At 68.1% G+C, this 13,794-nt stretch carries 17 protein-coding genes; 9 read left to right on the top strand and 8 right to left on the bottom strand.

Annotated elements, in window-relative coordinates:
* Positions 1 to 25 precede the first annotated feature (25 nt).
* The gene (locus tag ACGFI6_RS34320) at positions 26 to 415 is read left to right on the top strand and encodes a helix-turn-helix domain-containing protein (protein ID WP_393126083.1); all 390 of its coding nucleotides are present in this window, start codon (positions 26 to 28) and stop codon (positions 413 to 415) included.
* Positions 408 to 1,676: a type II toxin-antitoxin system HipA family toxin gene (locus ACGFI6_RS34325; RefSeq protein WP_393126085.1), complete on the top strand. Its 1,269-nt coding sequence runs from the start codon at positions 408 to 410 to the stop codon at positions 1,674 to 1,676. Before ACGFI6_RS34320 ends, ACGFI6_RS34325 begins: the two co-directional genes overlap by 8 nt.
* A 67-nt stretch (positions 1,677 to 1,743) precedes the next feature.
* Here the strand turns inward: ACGFI6_RS34325 and ACGFI6_RS34330 are convergent, their stop codons facing one another.
* Positions 1,744 to 2,376, bottom strand: a complete 633-nt coding sequence (locus tag ACGFI6_RS34330; RefSeq protein WP_393126087.1) for a VOC family protein — start codon at positions 2,374 to 2,376, stop codon at positions 1,744 to 1,746.
* A 159-nt stretch (positions 2,377 to 2,535) separates the two neighbouring features.
* Here ACGFI6_RS34330 and ACGFI6_RS34335 point away from each other — a divergent pair, with 159 nt between their 5' ends.
* Positions 2,536 to 3,036, top strand: coding sequence for a hypothetical protein (locus ACGFI6_RS34335; protein WP_393126089.1), 501 nt, complete (start codon positions 2,536 to 2,538; stop codon positions 3,034 to 3,036).
* A 3-nt stretch (positions 3,037 to 3,039) separates the two neighbouring features.
* Here ACGFI6_RS34335 and ACGFI6_RS34340 read toward each other — a convergent pair whose 3' ends face one another.
* A complete protein-coding gene (locus ACGFI6_RS34340; RefSeq protein WP_393126091.1) occupies positions 3,040 to 3,306 on the bottom strand; it encodes a helix-turn-helix domain-containing protein in 267 nt (88 codons plus the stop codon).
* 45 nt (positions 3,307 to 3,351) lie between these two features.
* Here ACGFI6_RS34340 and map point away from each other — a divergent pair, with 45 nt between their 5' ends.
* Positions 3,352 to 4,125 (top strand): type I methionyl aminopeptidase, encoded by a 774-nt coding sequence (gene map / locus ACGFI6_RS34345; protein WP_393126093.1) that lies wholly within the window; start codon positions 3,352 to 3,354, stop codon positions 4,123 to 4,125.
* A 154-nt stretch (positions 4,126 to 4,279) separates the two neighbouring features.
* Here map and ACGFI6_RS34350 read toward each other — a convergent pair whose 3' ends face one another.
* Together ACGFI6_RS34350 and ACGFI6_RS34355 are read right to left on the bottom strand one after the other, a co-directional pair.
* Entirely contained in the window at positions 4,280 to 6,238 is a 1,959-nt protein-coding gene (locus ACGFI6_RS34350) for a heparinase II/III family protein (protein ID WP_393126095.1), read from the bottom strand.
* A gap of 31 nt (positions 6,239 to 6,269) precedes the next feature.
* A complete protein-coding gene (locus tag ACGFI6_RS34355; protein ID WP_393126097.1) occupies positions 6,270 to 7,205 on the bottom strand; it encodes a helix-turn-helix transcriptional regulator in 936 nt (311 codons plus the stop codon).
* Between the two features lie 62 nt (positions 7,206 to 7,267).
* Here ACGFI6_RS34355 and ACGFI6_RS34360 point away from each other — a divergent pair, with 62 nt between their 5' ends.
* The 4 genes from ACGFI6_RS34360 to ACGFI6_RS34375 all read left to right on the top strand — a co-directional run bounded on the left by ACGFI6_RS34360 (position 7,268) and on the right by ACGFI6_RS34375 (position 10,643).
* Complete coding sequence (locus ACGFI6_RS34360; RefSeq protein ID WP_393126099.1) at positions 7,268 to 8,236, top strand: ATP-binding cassette domain-containing protein; 969 nt, start codon at positions 7,268 to 7,270, stop codon at positions 8,234 to 8,236.
* A complete protein-coding gene (locus tag ACGFI6_RS34365) occupies positions 8,233 to 8,988 on the top strand; it encodes an ABC-2 family transporter protein (protein WP_393126101.1) in 756 nt (251 codons plus the stop codon). The genes ACGFI6_RS34360 and ACGFI6_RS34365 overlap by 4 nt, the downstream gene beginning before the upstream one ends.
* On the top strand, positions 8,985 to 9,773 hold the full coding sequence (locus ACGFI6_RS34370) for an ABC transporter permease (RefSeq protein ID WP_393126103.1): 789 nt from the start codon (positions 8,985 to 8,987) through the stop codon (positions 9,771 to 9,773). Before ACGFI6_RS34365 ends, ACGFI6_RS34370 begins: the two co-directional genes overlap by 4 nt.
* Before the next feature lie 147 nt (positions 9,774 to 9,920).
* Positions 9,921 to 10,643 carry a class I SAM-dependent methyltransferase gene (locus ACGFI6_RS34375; protein ID WP_393126105.1) on the top strand — a complete coding sequence of 241 codons (723 nt, stop codon included), beginning with the start codon at positions 9,921 to 9,923 and terminating at the stop codon, positions 10,641 to 10,643.
* Here ACGFI6_RS34375 and ACGFI6_RS34380 read toward each other — a convergent pair.
* Complete coding sequence (locus tag ACGFI6_RS34380) at positions 10,630 to 11,517, bottom strand: aminoglycoside phosphotransferase family protein (protein WP_393126383.1); 888 nt, start codon at positions 11,515 to 11,517, stop codon at positions 10,630 to 10,632. The two genes, ACGFI6_RS34375 and ACGFI6_RS34380, sit on opposite strands and share 14 nt — an antisense overlap.
* A gap of 145 nt (positions 11,518 to 11,662) precedes the next feature.
* On the opposite strand from ACGFI6_RS34380, the gene ACGFI6_RS34385 reads away from it, so the two are divergent.
* Complete coding sequence (locus tag ACGFI6_RS34385; protein WP_393126107.1) at positions 11,663 to 11,839, top strand: DUF5302 domain-containing protein; 177 nt, start codon at positions 11,663 to 11,665, stop codon at positions 11,837 to 11,839.
* 72 nt (positions 11,840 to 11,911) lie between these two features.
* On the opposite strand, the gene ACGFI6_RS34390 is transcribed toward ACGFI6_RS34385, so the two are convergent.
* Genes ACGFI6_RS34390 through ACGFI6_RS34400 form a run of 3 tightly spaced genes read right to left on the bottom strand, consistent with a single transcriptional unit; the run spans position 11,912 to position 13,743 of the window.
* Positions 11,912 to 12,331, bottom strand: coding sequence for an SRPBCC domain-containing protein (locus tag ACGFI6_RS34390; protein ID WP_393126109.1), 420 nt, complete (start codon positions 12,329 to 12,331; stop codon positions 11,912 to 11,914).
* Entirely contained in the window at positions 12,321 to 12,647 is a 327-nt protein-coding gene (locus tag ACGFI6_RS34395; RefSeq protein WP_393126111.1) for an ArsR/SmtB family transcription factor, read from the bottom strand. The genes ACGFI6_RS34390 and ACGFI6_RS34395 overlap by 11 nt, the downstream gene beginning before the upstream one ends.
* Before the next feature lie 31 nt (positions 12,648 to 12,678).
* Positions 12,679 to 13,743, bottom strand: coding sequence for a class I SAM-dependent methyltransferase (locus ACGFI6_RS34400; protein WP_393126113.1), 1,065 nt, complete (start codon positions 13,741 to 13,743; stop codon positions 12,679 to 12,681).
* Positions 13,744 to 13,794: the final 51 nt, after the last annotated feature.

The raw sequence follows: 13,794 nt of genomic DNA on the forward strand, positions 1-13,794 counted from the left end.
AACGAGGACAATGGGAGGAGGTTCGATGCGTGACGTCACCATCGCCGACTGGAACAAGCTCGGCGCGACCATCAAGGCTGAGCGGACGCGCCTGACTCTGAGTCAGCACGAGTTGGCTGCCCGAGCCGGAGTCTCTCGATCCTGGCTGGCCAAGCTTGAAGCGGGTCATCGTGGAGCGGAGTTCGAGCAGATCCTGCGGCTACTGGATGCACTTGGCGTGTCGCTCATCCTCCGTTCGGACAGCTCTGCGCCCGCCGAGGGCGGGGTTAGTGCGAGCGCAGCTTCAGCTCACCGAGCAGATCCGGACTTCGGGGCGCTGCGGGAGCTGATGGACAAGCATCAGCACAGCGCCGAGATCCGCCGACGCGCCTGGTACCCCGACGTGCTCGAGCCGGACCGCTCCGACAATGGCTGAGCGCCTGGCTGTCCTGCTGTACGGACAGGTGGTTGGCCAACTGGAGCGGACAGCCGAAGGAGGTCCTCCAGTGTTCAGCTATGAGGACGCGTATGCGGCCGTCGGCACGGTGCCCCTTTCGGTGCGGCTCCCGATCGCGTCGACGTCCTATTCGGCGCAACGAGTCGAGCCCTACCTGCGCGGGCTCCTTCCCGAGAACGGGATGACGCTCGGGCGATGGGCAGATCGGCTCGGAGTGGCACCGGACGACTACTTCGCGATCTTGGCCGAGATGGGTTGGGAATGTCCTGGTGCGGTGCAGTTCTGCCGCATCGACGATGTTGATGACCTGCAGAGCCGCGGTGGAGAACACAGGCCGGTTGACGATGCTTACATTGCCGAGCGCCTGCGCGAACTCGTTGCCGAACCTGCCTCGTGGAGTATGCCCGACGAGCACTGGTCGCTCGGAGGGCAACAGGAGAAGTTCGCCCTGACGTTGCTCGCCGGTCAATGGCATGAGGCGCACGGATCCGCAGCCACAACGCACATCATCAAGCCCGGCATCAAGGTCTTGCATCATCAGGCGCTTGTCGAACACCTCACGATGGCTGCCGCGTCTGAGCTCGGAGTTGATGTTGCGGCCAGTCGCGTCGTTCAGTTCGGTGATCAGTGGGCGCTTGTGGTCGAGCGCTTCGACCGGGTTGTCGGACGCGACGGTTCTGTCGTCCGCGTCCATCAAGAGGACTTCTGTCAAGCGCTTGGCCGGCTCCCTGAAATGAAGTACGAGTCTCGTGGCGGCCCCAGGCTTACCGATATGGCAGGCCTTGTCAGGCGATGGTCCTCAGACCGGGACGACGACCTGATGGCGCTCGCGGATTTCGCAGCCATCAATCTCGTCGCAGGCGCGCCTGATGGGCACTCGAAGAACATCTCGCTTCTCATCGCGCCCGACGGGCGCCGCCGGATTGCACCTCTTTACGACCTCGCCACCGGCCTGAGCTACGACCGGGGCTCGGTCGAACGAAGCGTTGCGCTCTCAATCGGAGGCGAGCGGATGTTCAGTCGGGTGCGGCGCAGGCAGTGGGAAAAGGCGGCCGGAACTCTGGGCCTAGGGCCTGACCTGCTGATCGGCCGCGCCGGCGGGCTTGTCGAGAGGTATCCGGATGCCTTCGAACGAGCGGTGTCCAATGCCCAGGACATCCCGGGAGCCGCAGAGGTCGGTGCTCGGACCCTGCCGGCGCTACGCGACCACTGCGAGCGCCTCGCGCAGCAACTTGCCTGAGACCCAAGATCGTGAAATTGGTCGGTGGCTCATCGAGGCGGAACACGTGTGAGGTGCTGGTTGGGGGTCACTGTTGGGTGGGTGGTGTGCCGAAGAGGATGAGGTTGGCGTCGGGGTCTCGGACGACGAACTCGTTGGCTCCCCAGGGCTTCTGCTGCAGCCTCTCCTGGAACTCGACGCCCGCAGCCTGGAACTCGAGGAAGAGCTCCTTGGCGTTGGTGGTCCGGATGCTTGCCGACAGGAGTTGCTCCCGCTCGCGCACATCAGCCACGAACGGCGACTCGTCGACGTGCCGCAGGTTGAAGACGGCATCGCCACGGCGGACCTCGCCGTAGAACGGCGGCTCGCCGTAGGTGAAGACGACGTCGAACCCGAGAAGGGTCCGGTAGAAGGTCAACGCGCGCTGGAAGTCGGTGACGAACACCTGGGCGCTTGCTTGCTGGAGCTGGAGTGCGGACGTACCGGTGACAGGCATCGGTGGGTTCTCCTTCAGGTCGGACCAGGATGTGAACCCGAGCTCGGACGCGACGACCTCCTGGGCCTCGTGCAGAGCGAACTCCGCAGCGAGCACCTCGCGATCGGTCAGACCGGCAAACCGAGGCAACGCCACACGCAGGCGTGCCGCCACCGGATAGACACCGGTACGGTGCTGGCGCACCAGGTGTTTCGCGCGCTTCCTGAGGTTCTCGAGTTCATCCATGGTCGATGAACGAGTGGGCATGGCCCTTTCCGGACTCTCCAGGTGCGCCTCGATCGCGCTGGGTTCACGGTACCGGTTCGGCGCCCGGACGACAACGGACGCAACCGGGATCCCGCGACTCGGTAGCGTCTGGGGATCAGCGACGGAGGGCGAATCGTGATGAGCTCGAAGCAGAAGCCCTGGACCGTCCAGTGGCATGTCGCCGCGGACGGCACCGTGATCAGGCAGCGATCCAAGGGGGACCAGCCGCATCAGCAGCTGTACGGGAGCTACACCACGAACAGGCAACTCGGGCTCGCCGACCTTGACGCCCTGGATGATCGGCTCGCGCGGGACAAGAAGGTCATCGGCGGGTACGTCGGTGTGCTCGTCGTCGTCATCGCCGTGGCGTTCGCGTGTTTCGTGGGCGGCATCGTGCTCGCATGGCTCGGGGTCGATCCGGCCCGGCGCCTGGTGCTCCCCGGGGTGATCGTCGTGGTCGTCGGGATGATCGCCGTCGGCGGAGGGCACGGGCTGATGATGAGCCGCTGGCATCGTGCCTGGAGCGCGGCGGGTTTCGAGTCACCGAATGCGGTCACGATGTCCGCCCGGGAGGCCCGCGAGATCATCGATGCACCGGGTGCTGTCTCCGGCCGTAGGACCAGGGTCGAAAGAGCCTGACGCTCAGGAAACGAGCCGCTTGGCCGTCGACCCGTTGACCTCGGACCAGAGGGTGTCGAGGGAGAGGTCCAGGACGGCGGCGATCGCGGCGATCGTGGGGAAGGCGGGGGTGGCGACCCGGCCGGACTCGATCTTGCGGAGAGTTTCGGGGGAGACGCCGGCGTCGAGGGCGGTCTGCAGCATCGGGCGGCTGCCGCGGGCGCGGCGGAGGAGCGCGCCGAGGCGTTCGCCGCGCTCGACTTCCGCGGGGGTGAGCGGGAGCCTGACCATGATCCGATAATAGTACCGGGATAATATGGCCGGTATAGTTATTGCATGATTGAGATCCTGGACACCCGTGAGCTGGCGCAGGCGAAGGAGTCGGGCGCGCTGGTCGGCGGCATTCTGCAGACGCTGAAGAGCCGGACCGCCGTCGGGACGAACCTGCTGGACCTCGACCAGTGGACGAAGGAGCTGATCGTCGAGGCCGGCGGACAGTCCTGCTACGTCGACTACGAGGCGTCGTTCGGGCGCGGGCCGTTCGGCCACTACATCTGTACGGCGGTGAACGACGCCGTCCTGCACGGCAAGCCGTTCGACTACAAGCTCGCCGACGGGGACCTGCTGACGCTCGACCTGGCCGTCCTGCTCGGCGGGATCGCGGCGGATGCGGCGATCAGCTTCGTCGTGGGGGAGACCAAGGCGCCGGCCGACCTGGCGATGATCGACGCCACCGAGCGCGCACTGGCTGCTGGGATCGCGGCGGCCGTCCCGGGTGCCAAGATCGGCGACATCTCCCGGGCGATCGGGACCGTGCTCGGCGACGCCGGGTATCCGATCAACACCGAGTTCGGCGGTCACGGCATCGGCTCGACGATGCACCAGGACCCGCACGTGTCGAACACGGGTCGTCCCGGCCGCGGCTACAAACTGCGCCCCGGCCTGCTGCTCGCGCTCGAGCCGTGGGTGATGGAAGACACCGCCGAGCTCGTCACCGACAAGGACGGCTGGACCCTCCGCAGCATCACCGGCTGCCGCACCGCCCACACCGAACACACCATCGCCATCACCGACAACGGCCCCGAAATCCTCACCAGAGCACGGTCGTAGCGCTCACGTCGAGCCGCCGCGGTGGGGGCGCCGAGGGAACTCTGGCCACCGAACTCGTGCCCCCAGTTGCTGGAGGAGGGAGCTCGGTTCAGTCGAGGCTTCGTGGCCGGTTGTGGCGGCGTACAGGTTGATGATTGGGGCGGTTGCTCGGTTGTCAGGATGAGTGGGCGGTTGTGTTGAACGTGGCTGTGATGGTGGTTCGGTGGGCGGGGCCGGTGAGGATGAGGACTCCTAGTCGGGCGCCGGTGGGGTTGCCTTGTCCTTCGGCCAGGTAGGCGGTGAAGCCGGTGGGGACGGTGATCGAGACAGTTGGGGCGCCGGCGGTTGTCCAGCGAGCGTGGAGGTGGCCGTCTGGCGTGGAGATCCGGCGCCAGTTGCTCAGGTGGTTGAGGCCGAGCGGCGAGTCGGGGTCGGCGGGGTCGGTTGTGTCGAGCACCTCCTGGTCACTGGCGACCTCACCGTCTCCGTGGAAGAACCAGGTGATCGGGCGGACCTCTGGAAGGGTGAGCTCGGTGGTGTCGGTCCATCCTGTGTCGGTCAGTTCGATGCTGCGTTGCACCTCGCTCCCGGACCAGGCGGCGGTGCCGGTTGCGCGGTGTTCGGAGTAGCTGACGATCTTGCCGTCGCAGGGTGGTTGCGGTTCGTTGCCGATGTAGACCGTGTTGTGGGCTGCGGGAGATCGCATCCAGTTGGTGAACTCGGCGCCGTACCCACTGGTCCCGAGGTCGAGGCTTCGCCAGCCGGTGGACAGCTCGACGTCGACGGCCAGCTTGTCGTGATGGTCGTGCCAGCCCGAGTCCGGCCCGGAACGCATCGCGACCCGCGTCCGGTCGTCGCGCAGCACGACGATCCCAGGTCCTGGCCAGTGCAGCGATCGTGCGGGTTCCGCGGGCCCGTCGGCAACGGTGTCCGGCCCGAAGACCAGAGCCGCGACACCCGCCCGGCCCGACGACGGCGGCCGCGCGTCGACACCCGGTCGGCCCGATGGCGGCTGGGCCTCGAACGGCGGGACTGGAGTTGCGGACCACAGCTGGCCAGTTGCGACACGGCCTGCCGCGTAGTAGCGAGCAAGGTCGATCTCCGCCTCCGCGATCAGGCCGCTGGCGGCCTCGGCCTGCGTGGCGAAGGTGGACAAGGACGCGTCCGGCCAGCCATCGCCGTACGCCGGAAGTAAGCCATCGGAATAAGCCAACGCCGGCGGAGCAGTCACCGCGCGCGCCAGTCGCGCCGTGGCCTCGCCATCGAGTACGTCCGGGCCGGCAATCTCGAGCCAGCTGAGCAGCGCCGCCACCGTGTAGAAGTGATAGTGCGGGTTGATCTCGAACCAGATCCCCTCCGGATGAAAGCCTTCGCGAAGCTGGGCCTTGACCCCGACCTCCGAATCCGCAGTGAACTCCAGCAGCTCAGCGTCGCCGAGGTGGACGGCGCACTCGGCCAGCGCCGCGAGCATCCAGCAATGGATGTTGTGGATCAGCGAGACCTGCGGACGGAGCAGTTCGGCGACCTCGGCCGCCAGTTCGCGAGCGGCCTCCAGCGTGGCTGCAGGCAGTTCAGAGGCCGCCCACCGGACCGAGCGCAGCAGGGTCAGCGCCCAGATCGCCTCGTCAAGACACTGCGGCTGCACTCTGCCGGTGCCCACGTTCTGGCCGTGAGGTTCGTACTGCAGATAGTCCCGGCTGTAACGCCCGATGAGGTCTGAGATCTCCGCCACCGCAGCGCTCTTGTCGCGTTCCCCGACGTCCGGGGCCGAACCCGCCGCACGGACGAGAATCGCGTCGCGCTGCACCTGGGCTGCGACGGCATTGTGCATGTGGGTACGCCAAGCGCCGTCCTTGACGCCACCGGCGTACGTCCGCCCACAGGTACTGCACCGATGATGCGCCGGATCGGCCGGGTCGAAGGTGAGCCGGGTGCCGTCGGTGTCGCAGAAGTAGTGGTGCGTCCAGGCGGTCTGCTCCGTAGGCGCCGGGACCTGCAGCCGAGATCGCCAGTACTCGGCGTCGGCCTTGAGTTCGCTGACGACGCTGCCGGCCCAGGCTTGGTTGGCGAGCCTGCGGCGGACGCGCAGCCAATCGGGCTGCCGGGCAACGACGGAGATCGGCGGGCTGATCATGACGGCAATTCTCCTGCACGCCCTCCGGCTCTCAGTGGGCGGCCGCGAGCCGTTCGGCGGCTTCGCGAACCATGGCGATGAGCTCCGGGGGAGCGATGACCTGGGCGGCACCGGCCTGTGCGAGGACGGCAGCGCAGGCTTCATGGGGGGACTCGAGGTCGGCGCGGACGATCCACCAGCCGTCGTCGGTGGGGAGCAGCGGTTCGATCGGCCGGAAGCGCCGGACGGCATGGTCGCGGACCTTCAGGACGATCGGGTACGACGGCCGCAACGCCTGGAAGTCGCGCTGTGACTGGGCCCAGTACGCCGCCAGATCGAAGCCGGCCGGCCTCGTGAACGTGTCGTTGGTGAGTTCTGCCGAGGTGACGCGCGACAGCCGGTAGGTCCGCAGCCGCCCGTCGGTGCGCGCCGCCACGAGGTACCAGGTGCGGGTCTTCGCGACGAGCCCCAACGGCGCGACCGCGAACGGCCCACGTCCGTCCTGCCCGTCGCCGTACGTGATGCTGAGCTGGCGTTCTTCCCAGAGGGCCTGGCGGGACAGGTCGAGCCAGCGGGGGATCTCGCGGCGGTCGTCCCAGCCGGCGTGGTCGATCAGGAGGCGCTGCCGGGCGTACTCCGCCTCGCGCCGGGTGCCCTCCGGCAAGGACGCGATCAGCTTCGTGACGGCCAGGTCGCTCGATGCGTCGAGGCCAAGGTCCGCGAGCACGTGCGCCGTCGCGCCGACGAACACCGACATCACCTCGGACGGCGTCAGCCCGGTCAGCCGGCTGCGGTAGTCGGGCAGCAACGCCCAACCGCCGCCGCGGCCGCGGATCGAGTACACGGGTACGCCGGCCAGGCTCAACGCGTCCAGGTCTCGCTGGATCGTTCGCGGCGAGACGGTCAGCGCCTCTGCGAGTTGCGCGACCGTCGACTGACCGCGGGTCTGCAGGTGCAGCAGCAGTCGGAGGAGCCGTTCGGCGCGCATCCTCCGACTATCTCAGGAAAACAAGCCAAAGGCTGTCGTCTTTAGCTCCTACGGTCGCGGACATGACTGCAGTCGAGGTGGAAAACCTCTCGATGTCCTACCAGGCCCCGGTGCGTAAAGGTGGGCTGCGGGCGGCGTTCGGCTCGCTGGTGCACCGCGAGTACAAGACCGTGCAGGCCCTCGACGACGTGTCGTTCGGGATCGCCCGGGGCGAGGTGGCCGGGTTCATCGGCCCGAACGGTGCCGGCAAGACCACGACCATGAAGATCCTCAGCGGGATCCTGTACCCGACCGACGGCGCCGTGCAGGTCCTCGCCAACGTGCCCTGGCAGCGCCGCGCGGCCTTCCTCAAGCGGATCGCGTTCGTCCGCGGCAGCCAACCCGTCGGCGGATCGCAGGAGCTGACGGTAATGGACTCCCTGGAGTACCAGCGGCTGCTCTACGACATCCCGCGCGCCGCCTACCGCAGTACTCTCACCGAACTCGAAGCGCTCCTCGACCTCGAACCCCTGCTGGAGCGCCAACTCCGAGCCCTCAGCCTCGGCGAACGGATGCGGGTCGGACTCGCGCTGGCGCTGATCTACCGCCCCGAGGTGCTGTTCCTCGACGAGCCGACGATCGGGCTGGACGTCAGCGCCGCGCGCCAGATCCGCACCTTCGTCCGGGAGTACGTCGAGCAGGCCGGCGCGACCGTACTGCTGACCAGCCACTACATGGCCGACGTCGTCTCCCTCTGCCCGCGGCTGATTCTCATCGACCACGGGCAGGTCCAGTACGACGGCCCGCTGGTGGAGCTGTCCGCGCGCCTGTCGCCGTACAAGCTGATCCGGATCTCGACGCAGGACGATCCCTCCGCGTTCGGCGAGGTGATCGACAAGTCGGACGGTCAGTGGGTGCTGCGGGTGCCACGCGACGAGGTCGCCGGTACGACGGCGCGGCTGCTGCAGGCGCTGGAGGTGGTTGACCTCGCGGTCGAGGAGCCGCCGCTGGAGAACGTCATCGACCAGGCATACCGCGAGGGGCTGCGATGAGAACCGCGGCCCTGCTGGGATTCCGCCTCCGGCAGGAGGTACTGGAATGGTCCGGCGCGTGGTGGTTCCTGCTGACGCTCGTGGTGCAGGCGGTGGTGGCGCCGCTGATCGGGTTGTTCGTGTGGTCGGCGGTGTACCCGGACGATCCGGCGATCGGCCGGTACTACGTCGCGGTCGTCCTGGTCACGCTGATGACCGAATCGTTCGAGCAGCACACGTTCTCCGAGCGGATCTACAACGGGATGCTGAGCCACGAACTGCTCCGTCCGCAGCCGGTCGTGATCGGGGTGATCGGGATGAACCTGGCGATCCGCGCCTGGCTGACGTTGCTCGGGGCACCGATCGTGCTGCTGACCGCGATCGCGCTGCGGGTCGGGTTCGACTGGTGGGCGGTGCTGCGGTCGGTGCCGTACCTCCTGCTCGCCGCCGTGCTCGTCTTCCTGTGGACGTTCCTGCTGTCGCTGACCGCGTTCTGGACCGATCGGGTGCACGCGGTGGTGGGTTTCGGCAGTCAGTTGGTGTTCCTGTTCGGCGGTACGGCGGCACCGATCGGGTTGCTGCCGGACGGCTGGCGCCGGGTCGCGGAGGTGTTGCCGTTCTACGGCATGAACGGTCTGCCGGCTGAGATCGCAGCTCGTACCGGAGCGGGCGGACCGGTGGGATTTCAACTGGCCTGGGTGGTGGTCCTGATGGGTGCGGTGACAGTCCTGTGGCGAGCTGGCGTACGGCGCTACACGGCGGTGGGATCGTGAGGAAGCTGCTCAGCCTGCTGGGTGCGGGCTTCTCGATGTCGTTGCGGCGGAGTGTGGCGTTCCGCGTCAACCTGGTCTTCGACGTACTGCTCGCGTTCATCGGCCTCGGTACGACGATCGCGGCCGTGCTGCTCGTCTTCACGCGGGCCGATACGCTGGCCGGCTGGTCGCGGCCGGAATTCCTGGTGCTGATCGGGACCTATCAGCTGATCACCGGGCTGCGGACGATGTTCATCGATCCGAACCTGTCGTGGTTCCCCGAGACCGGCATCCGGGACGGGAAGCTGGACGGCTACCTGTTGCAGCCGGCCCCCAGCTTGTTCTTGGCCAGCCTGTCGTTGTCCTCGCCGTTGCAGCTGATCCAGTTGGTGCTCGGCGGTGGCGTGCTGGGCTGGGGGATCGCGACGGCGGATCGGACGCCTGGCGTGGGTGGTGTGGCGAGTTGGCTGGTGCTCGTGATTGCGGGGATCGTCGTGACGTGGGCGTTGAGCGTTCTGCTGGCCTGCTTGGCGTTCTGGGCGCCGAAGCTGCAGTTGGACGTCTTCTACCACTCGGCCTGGCAGTTCGGCCGGTACCCGACGGACGTCTTCGCTCGTCCGCTCCGCATCCTCCTCACGTACGTGTTCCCGATGGCCCTGATCGCCAGCGTCCCGTCTACCACACTGCTCCGCGGGCCGCGGCTCGGTGTGCTCGCGGCCGGGATCGCGGCGGCGGGTGGTGCTGCCGGCTTGGCGGTGCTGGCGTGGCGAGCGGGGTTGCGGCGCTATACCGGGGCGACCTCGTGACCTAAGGACAGGAGGTAGTGGCCGAATCGGCTCTGTTGGGGTCCGCGTTCACGCTCACGGCGGGGTATACGTACATCACTACGTCCTGTCGTTAGCGGCGGCAAATCCGGTCGCCGGGGCGGGGTCGGGCGGGTTAGCGTCGCGGGCATGGTTGACGACTTGTTCGGGGTGCCCCGGTTGGCGGCGGTGTACGACGCGCTGGATCCGGATCGTGGGGATCTGGAGCATTACGCCGCGATCGTCGAGGAGTTCGGCGTCCGGCGGGTGCTGGACGTGGGCTGCGGTACGGGTGAGCTGTCCTGTCTGCTGGCGGGCAGCGGCGTCGACGTGACCGGGGTGGATCCGGCGGCGGCTTCGTTGGAGGTTGCTCGGGGCAAGGAGTTTGCGGATCGGGTGCACTGGATCCACGGGGACGCGACGACGCTCCCGCCGTTGCAGGTGGAGCTGGCGTTGATGACGGGGAACGTGGCGCAGGTGTTCCTGACCGACGAGGACTGGGCGGCGACGGTGCGCGGTGTGCATGCGGCGCTGCAACCCGGTGGTCGGTTCGTGTTCGAGACCAGGGATCCGGCGCGGCGCCAGTGGGAGGAGTGGACGCGGGAGCAGACGCACCAGATTCGGCAGATCGAGGGCGAGACGGTCGAGGCGTGGGGCGAGCTGCTCTCCGTCGAGTTGCCGTACGTCACCTTCCGGGGAACGTACGTGTTCGGCAGCGACGGTGCGGTGCTGACCTCCAACTCGACGCTGCGGTTCCGCGAGCGCGACGAGGTGGACGCGTCGCTGGCCGCGGCCGGGTTCGTGGTGGACGAGGTACGCGGCGCCCCGGATCGTCCCGGCAAGGAATGGGTGTTTGTGGCTAGACGGCTTTGAGGAGTGCCGTCAGGGTGTGGTGCGCGGTCCGCGACATGACCGGGTTGGTCTCGACGTAGTACCAGAGGCAGCCGATCGCCTGCGCGAACGACCAGCCCATGCCGCGACGCCATTCGTCGTCGTCACTGCCGAGCGTCGTCCGGAACGCCGCGCGGGCGGTCGGGTCGAGCAGGTTCCAGGCGGGCTGGAGGTCCATCGCGGGATCGGAGACCGTGAACGTACCGACGTCGATCACTCCGGCCAGCCGGCCGTCCTTGACGAGCAGGTTCCCGGGCATCAGGTCGCGATGCGTCCACGCGTCCGGTTCGGTGCGCGGTGCCGTACGGAGCTCCGCCCACAACCGGGTGAGCGCGTCGACGTCGATCAGGCCGCGGCTGCGCCCCAGGCCGTCCTCCACGTACTCGTCCTGCGAGGTCAGCACGCCGCCGCGCCAGGATCCCGTGAAGACTCGTCCCTCGGTCGGTGCCGCCCGCAGCGCGAGCACGAACCGCGCGAGATCCTCCGCGAACCCGGTCGAGCCGGCGACGTCCGCGTCGTACGCGATCGTTCCGTCGAGCCAGGTCTGCACCGCCCACGGCTGTGGATAACCCGGAGCGGGCGCACCGATCGCGACCGGCTCGGGCGTCGGGTACGGCGACATCGCGTGCAGCCGCCGCGCAGCAGCCGCCTCGTTCTCGAGCTCCTGCTGCAGGACGCCCGGCTCACCGGGCAGGATCGGGAGCCGGGCGACCAACTCGCCGCCGATCCGGAACAGGGCGTTCACGGTTCCGTGGGAGGGTACGGCGCGCACGGGCAGGCCGCTCCACTCCGGGAACTGCTCCTGCACGAGCGCCTCGACCAGCGCGACCGTCACATCCAGTTGTCCCTCGTGCATCACGCTCAGCAGTATCCGGGAGCGTTCCGTGTGCTGCACACGATTTAGACAGCGCCTTACTGCCCACGGGACGGTATTCACTCGCGGAGTGTGCTCACCCTCGGTTAGCGTGGGTGTGTACGCCCTACGGTTTGAAGGAGACGGTATGAGCGACAAGGCCAGCGAGCCGGCGGACGATCTGCAGAAGAAGTTTCGGGAAGCGCTCGAGAAGAAGAACTCCGGCAACCACTCGCACCCCGGTCGCGGGGCCCGTGGTCAAGGGGTCGGCGAAGCGCACAACGACAAGCAGCAGCGCCAGTTCCGGCGCAAGTCCGGCAGCTGAGTTCCGCCAACTGTCCACCTGTCCGACATGAGCCCCGGGTTGCCGCCCGGGGCTCGACCTTTGTGGGCCTGTCTACTGCGTTACCGACGTCAAGAGGTTGGCGAGGCGGTCCAGTTCGGGGTCCCAGCCGAGTTGGTGGTTCGCGGCGTCTTCTGCGGTCGCGAAGCCGGTGTGGGTGAGCAGCATGCGGGTGCCTTCGGGGACCTCGGACAGCACGACCTCGACGCGGGTCGGCTCGTCGTCGGTGCCGTCCCACTGCCAGCTGAACACCAGCCGGGCCGGCGGCTCGACCTCGAGGTAGGTGCCGCGCACCACGTGCGGGCCCATCTCCACGACGTACGAGCCGCCGGTCCGCACGTCGGCCTGGACCTTCAGCTCGAGCTGCGGATTCGGGCAGTACCACCGGGCCAGCACATCGGCCCGGGTCCAGGCGTCGTACACCCTCCCGATCGTTGCCGGAAGCACTCTTTCGATCCGGATCTCAGTGTCCATCGTGGTCCTCTCGCAAGAGCTCTTCCAGCCGGTCAACGGTACGGTTCCAGTACGACGTGAGGTCGCCGAGCCACTGCTCCACCTCGGAGATCGCCTCCGGACGGAGCGCGCAGACGACCGTCCGGCCGACCCGCCGGCGACTCACCAGGCCCGCGTCGACGAGCACGCCGACGTGCTTGGTGATCGCCGGCGGCGTGATCCGGTGCGGCGCCGCGAGCTCGCCCATGGTCGCCTCGCCGTGACTCAGCCGGCCCACGATCGCCAGCCGGGTCGGATCCGCGAGCGCCCCGAACGTCCTCGGCAGTCCAGTCAGCACCCGTACACTTCACCAACTGGTGAAGTATCTGTCAAGGGCGGACCTCGAACACCAGGTTGAACGGCGTCTGCGCGACCGTACGGAACCTGCTGAACCCGGCTGCCCTGGTGACGTCCTGGATCCGCGCCGGACCGGCCTGTGTACCGAGTGCGAGCCCGACCGGCTGGGACAGCGAGGCCGGCGTGCACAGCAGCGTCGAGAAGCCGTAGTACGCGCGACCGACCGGGTTGAGGTTGTCCTCGACGCGGTCACCGGCCATCGGCTCGACGAGCATCCACGTGCCGTCCGGGGCGAGCGCCTCGCGCACATGACGGGCCGCACCGACCGGGTCGCCCATGTCGTGCAACGCGTCGAACGTCGTCACCAGGTCCAATCCCGACCCGCTGAACTGGTCGGCCGCCGCGACCTCGAACGACGCGCGCTCGCCGACCCCCGCCTGCGTAGCCCGCTGCCGCGCGGTCTCGATCGACTCCTGGTGGTAGTCCGACCCGGCGAACCTGGACCGCGGGAACGCCTCGGCCATCAGGATCGTGGACGCCCCGTGCCCACAGCCGATGTCGGCCACCGACGCGCCGCGTTCGAGCTTGGCCACCACGCCGTCGAGCGCCGGCAGCCAGCTGGTCAGCAGGTTCGCGTTGTACGACGGGCGGAAGAACCGCTCGCAGCCGACGTGCACGTCGGACGTGTGCTCGTGCCACCCGACGCCCGCACCGCTCCGCGCGGCCTCGATCGTCTCGGTCGTGTGCTGCACCGTCCCGAGCGCGATCTGGAAGAACCCGGGCAGGTACGCCGGGCTGCTCGGATCGGTCAACGCCACGGTCTGCTCCGGCGGCAACGTGTAGCGGCCGGTGCTCGCGTCGTACTCGACGAGCCCGCCCGCGGCCTGGGCGTTCAGCCACTCGCGGGTGTAGTGCGCGTCCGTGCTCGTCCACTCGGCCAGCTCGGTCGCCGTGGCCGGCCCGTTGTCGGCGAGTGCCTTGTAGTAGCCGAGCCGGTCGCCCATCACCACCAGGGCCGCGTTGAGCGTCGCGCCCACCTCGTCGACCGCCTTGTAGACCAGCCCCATCAGTTTGTCGCCGTCAATTGCAACAGTCATTGCTCTTTCTCCCCCTCTGCGATTGATACGGCGAACCTAGGCAGCGGACGC

The organism is Kribbella sp. NPDC048928, from assembly GCF_043197975.1.
GTDB lineage: Bacteria > Actinomycetota > Actinomycetes > Propionibacteriales > Kribbellaceae > Kribbella.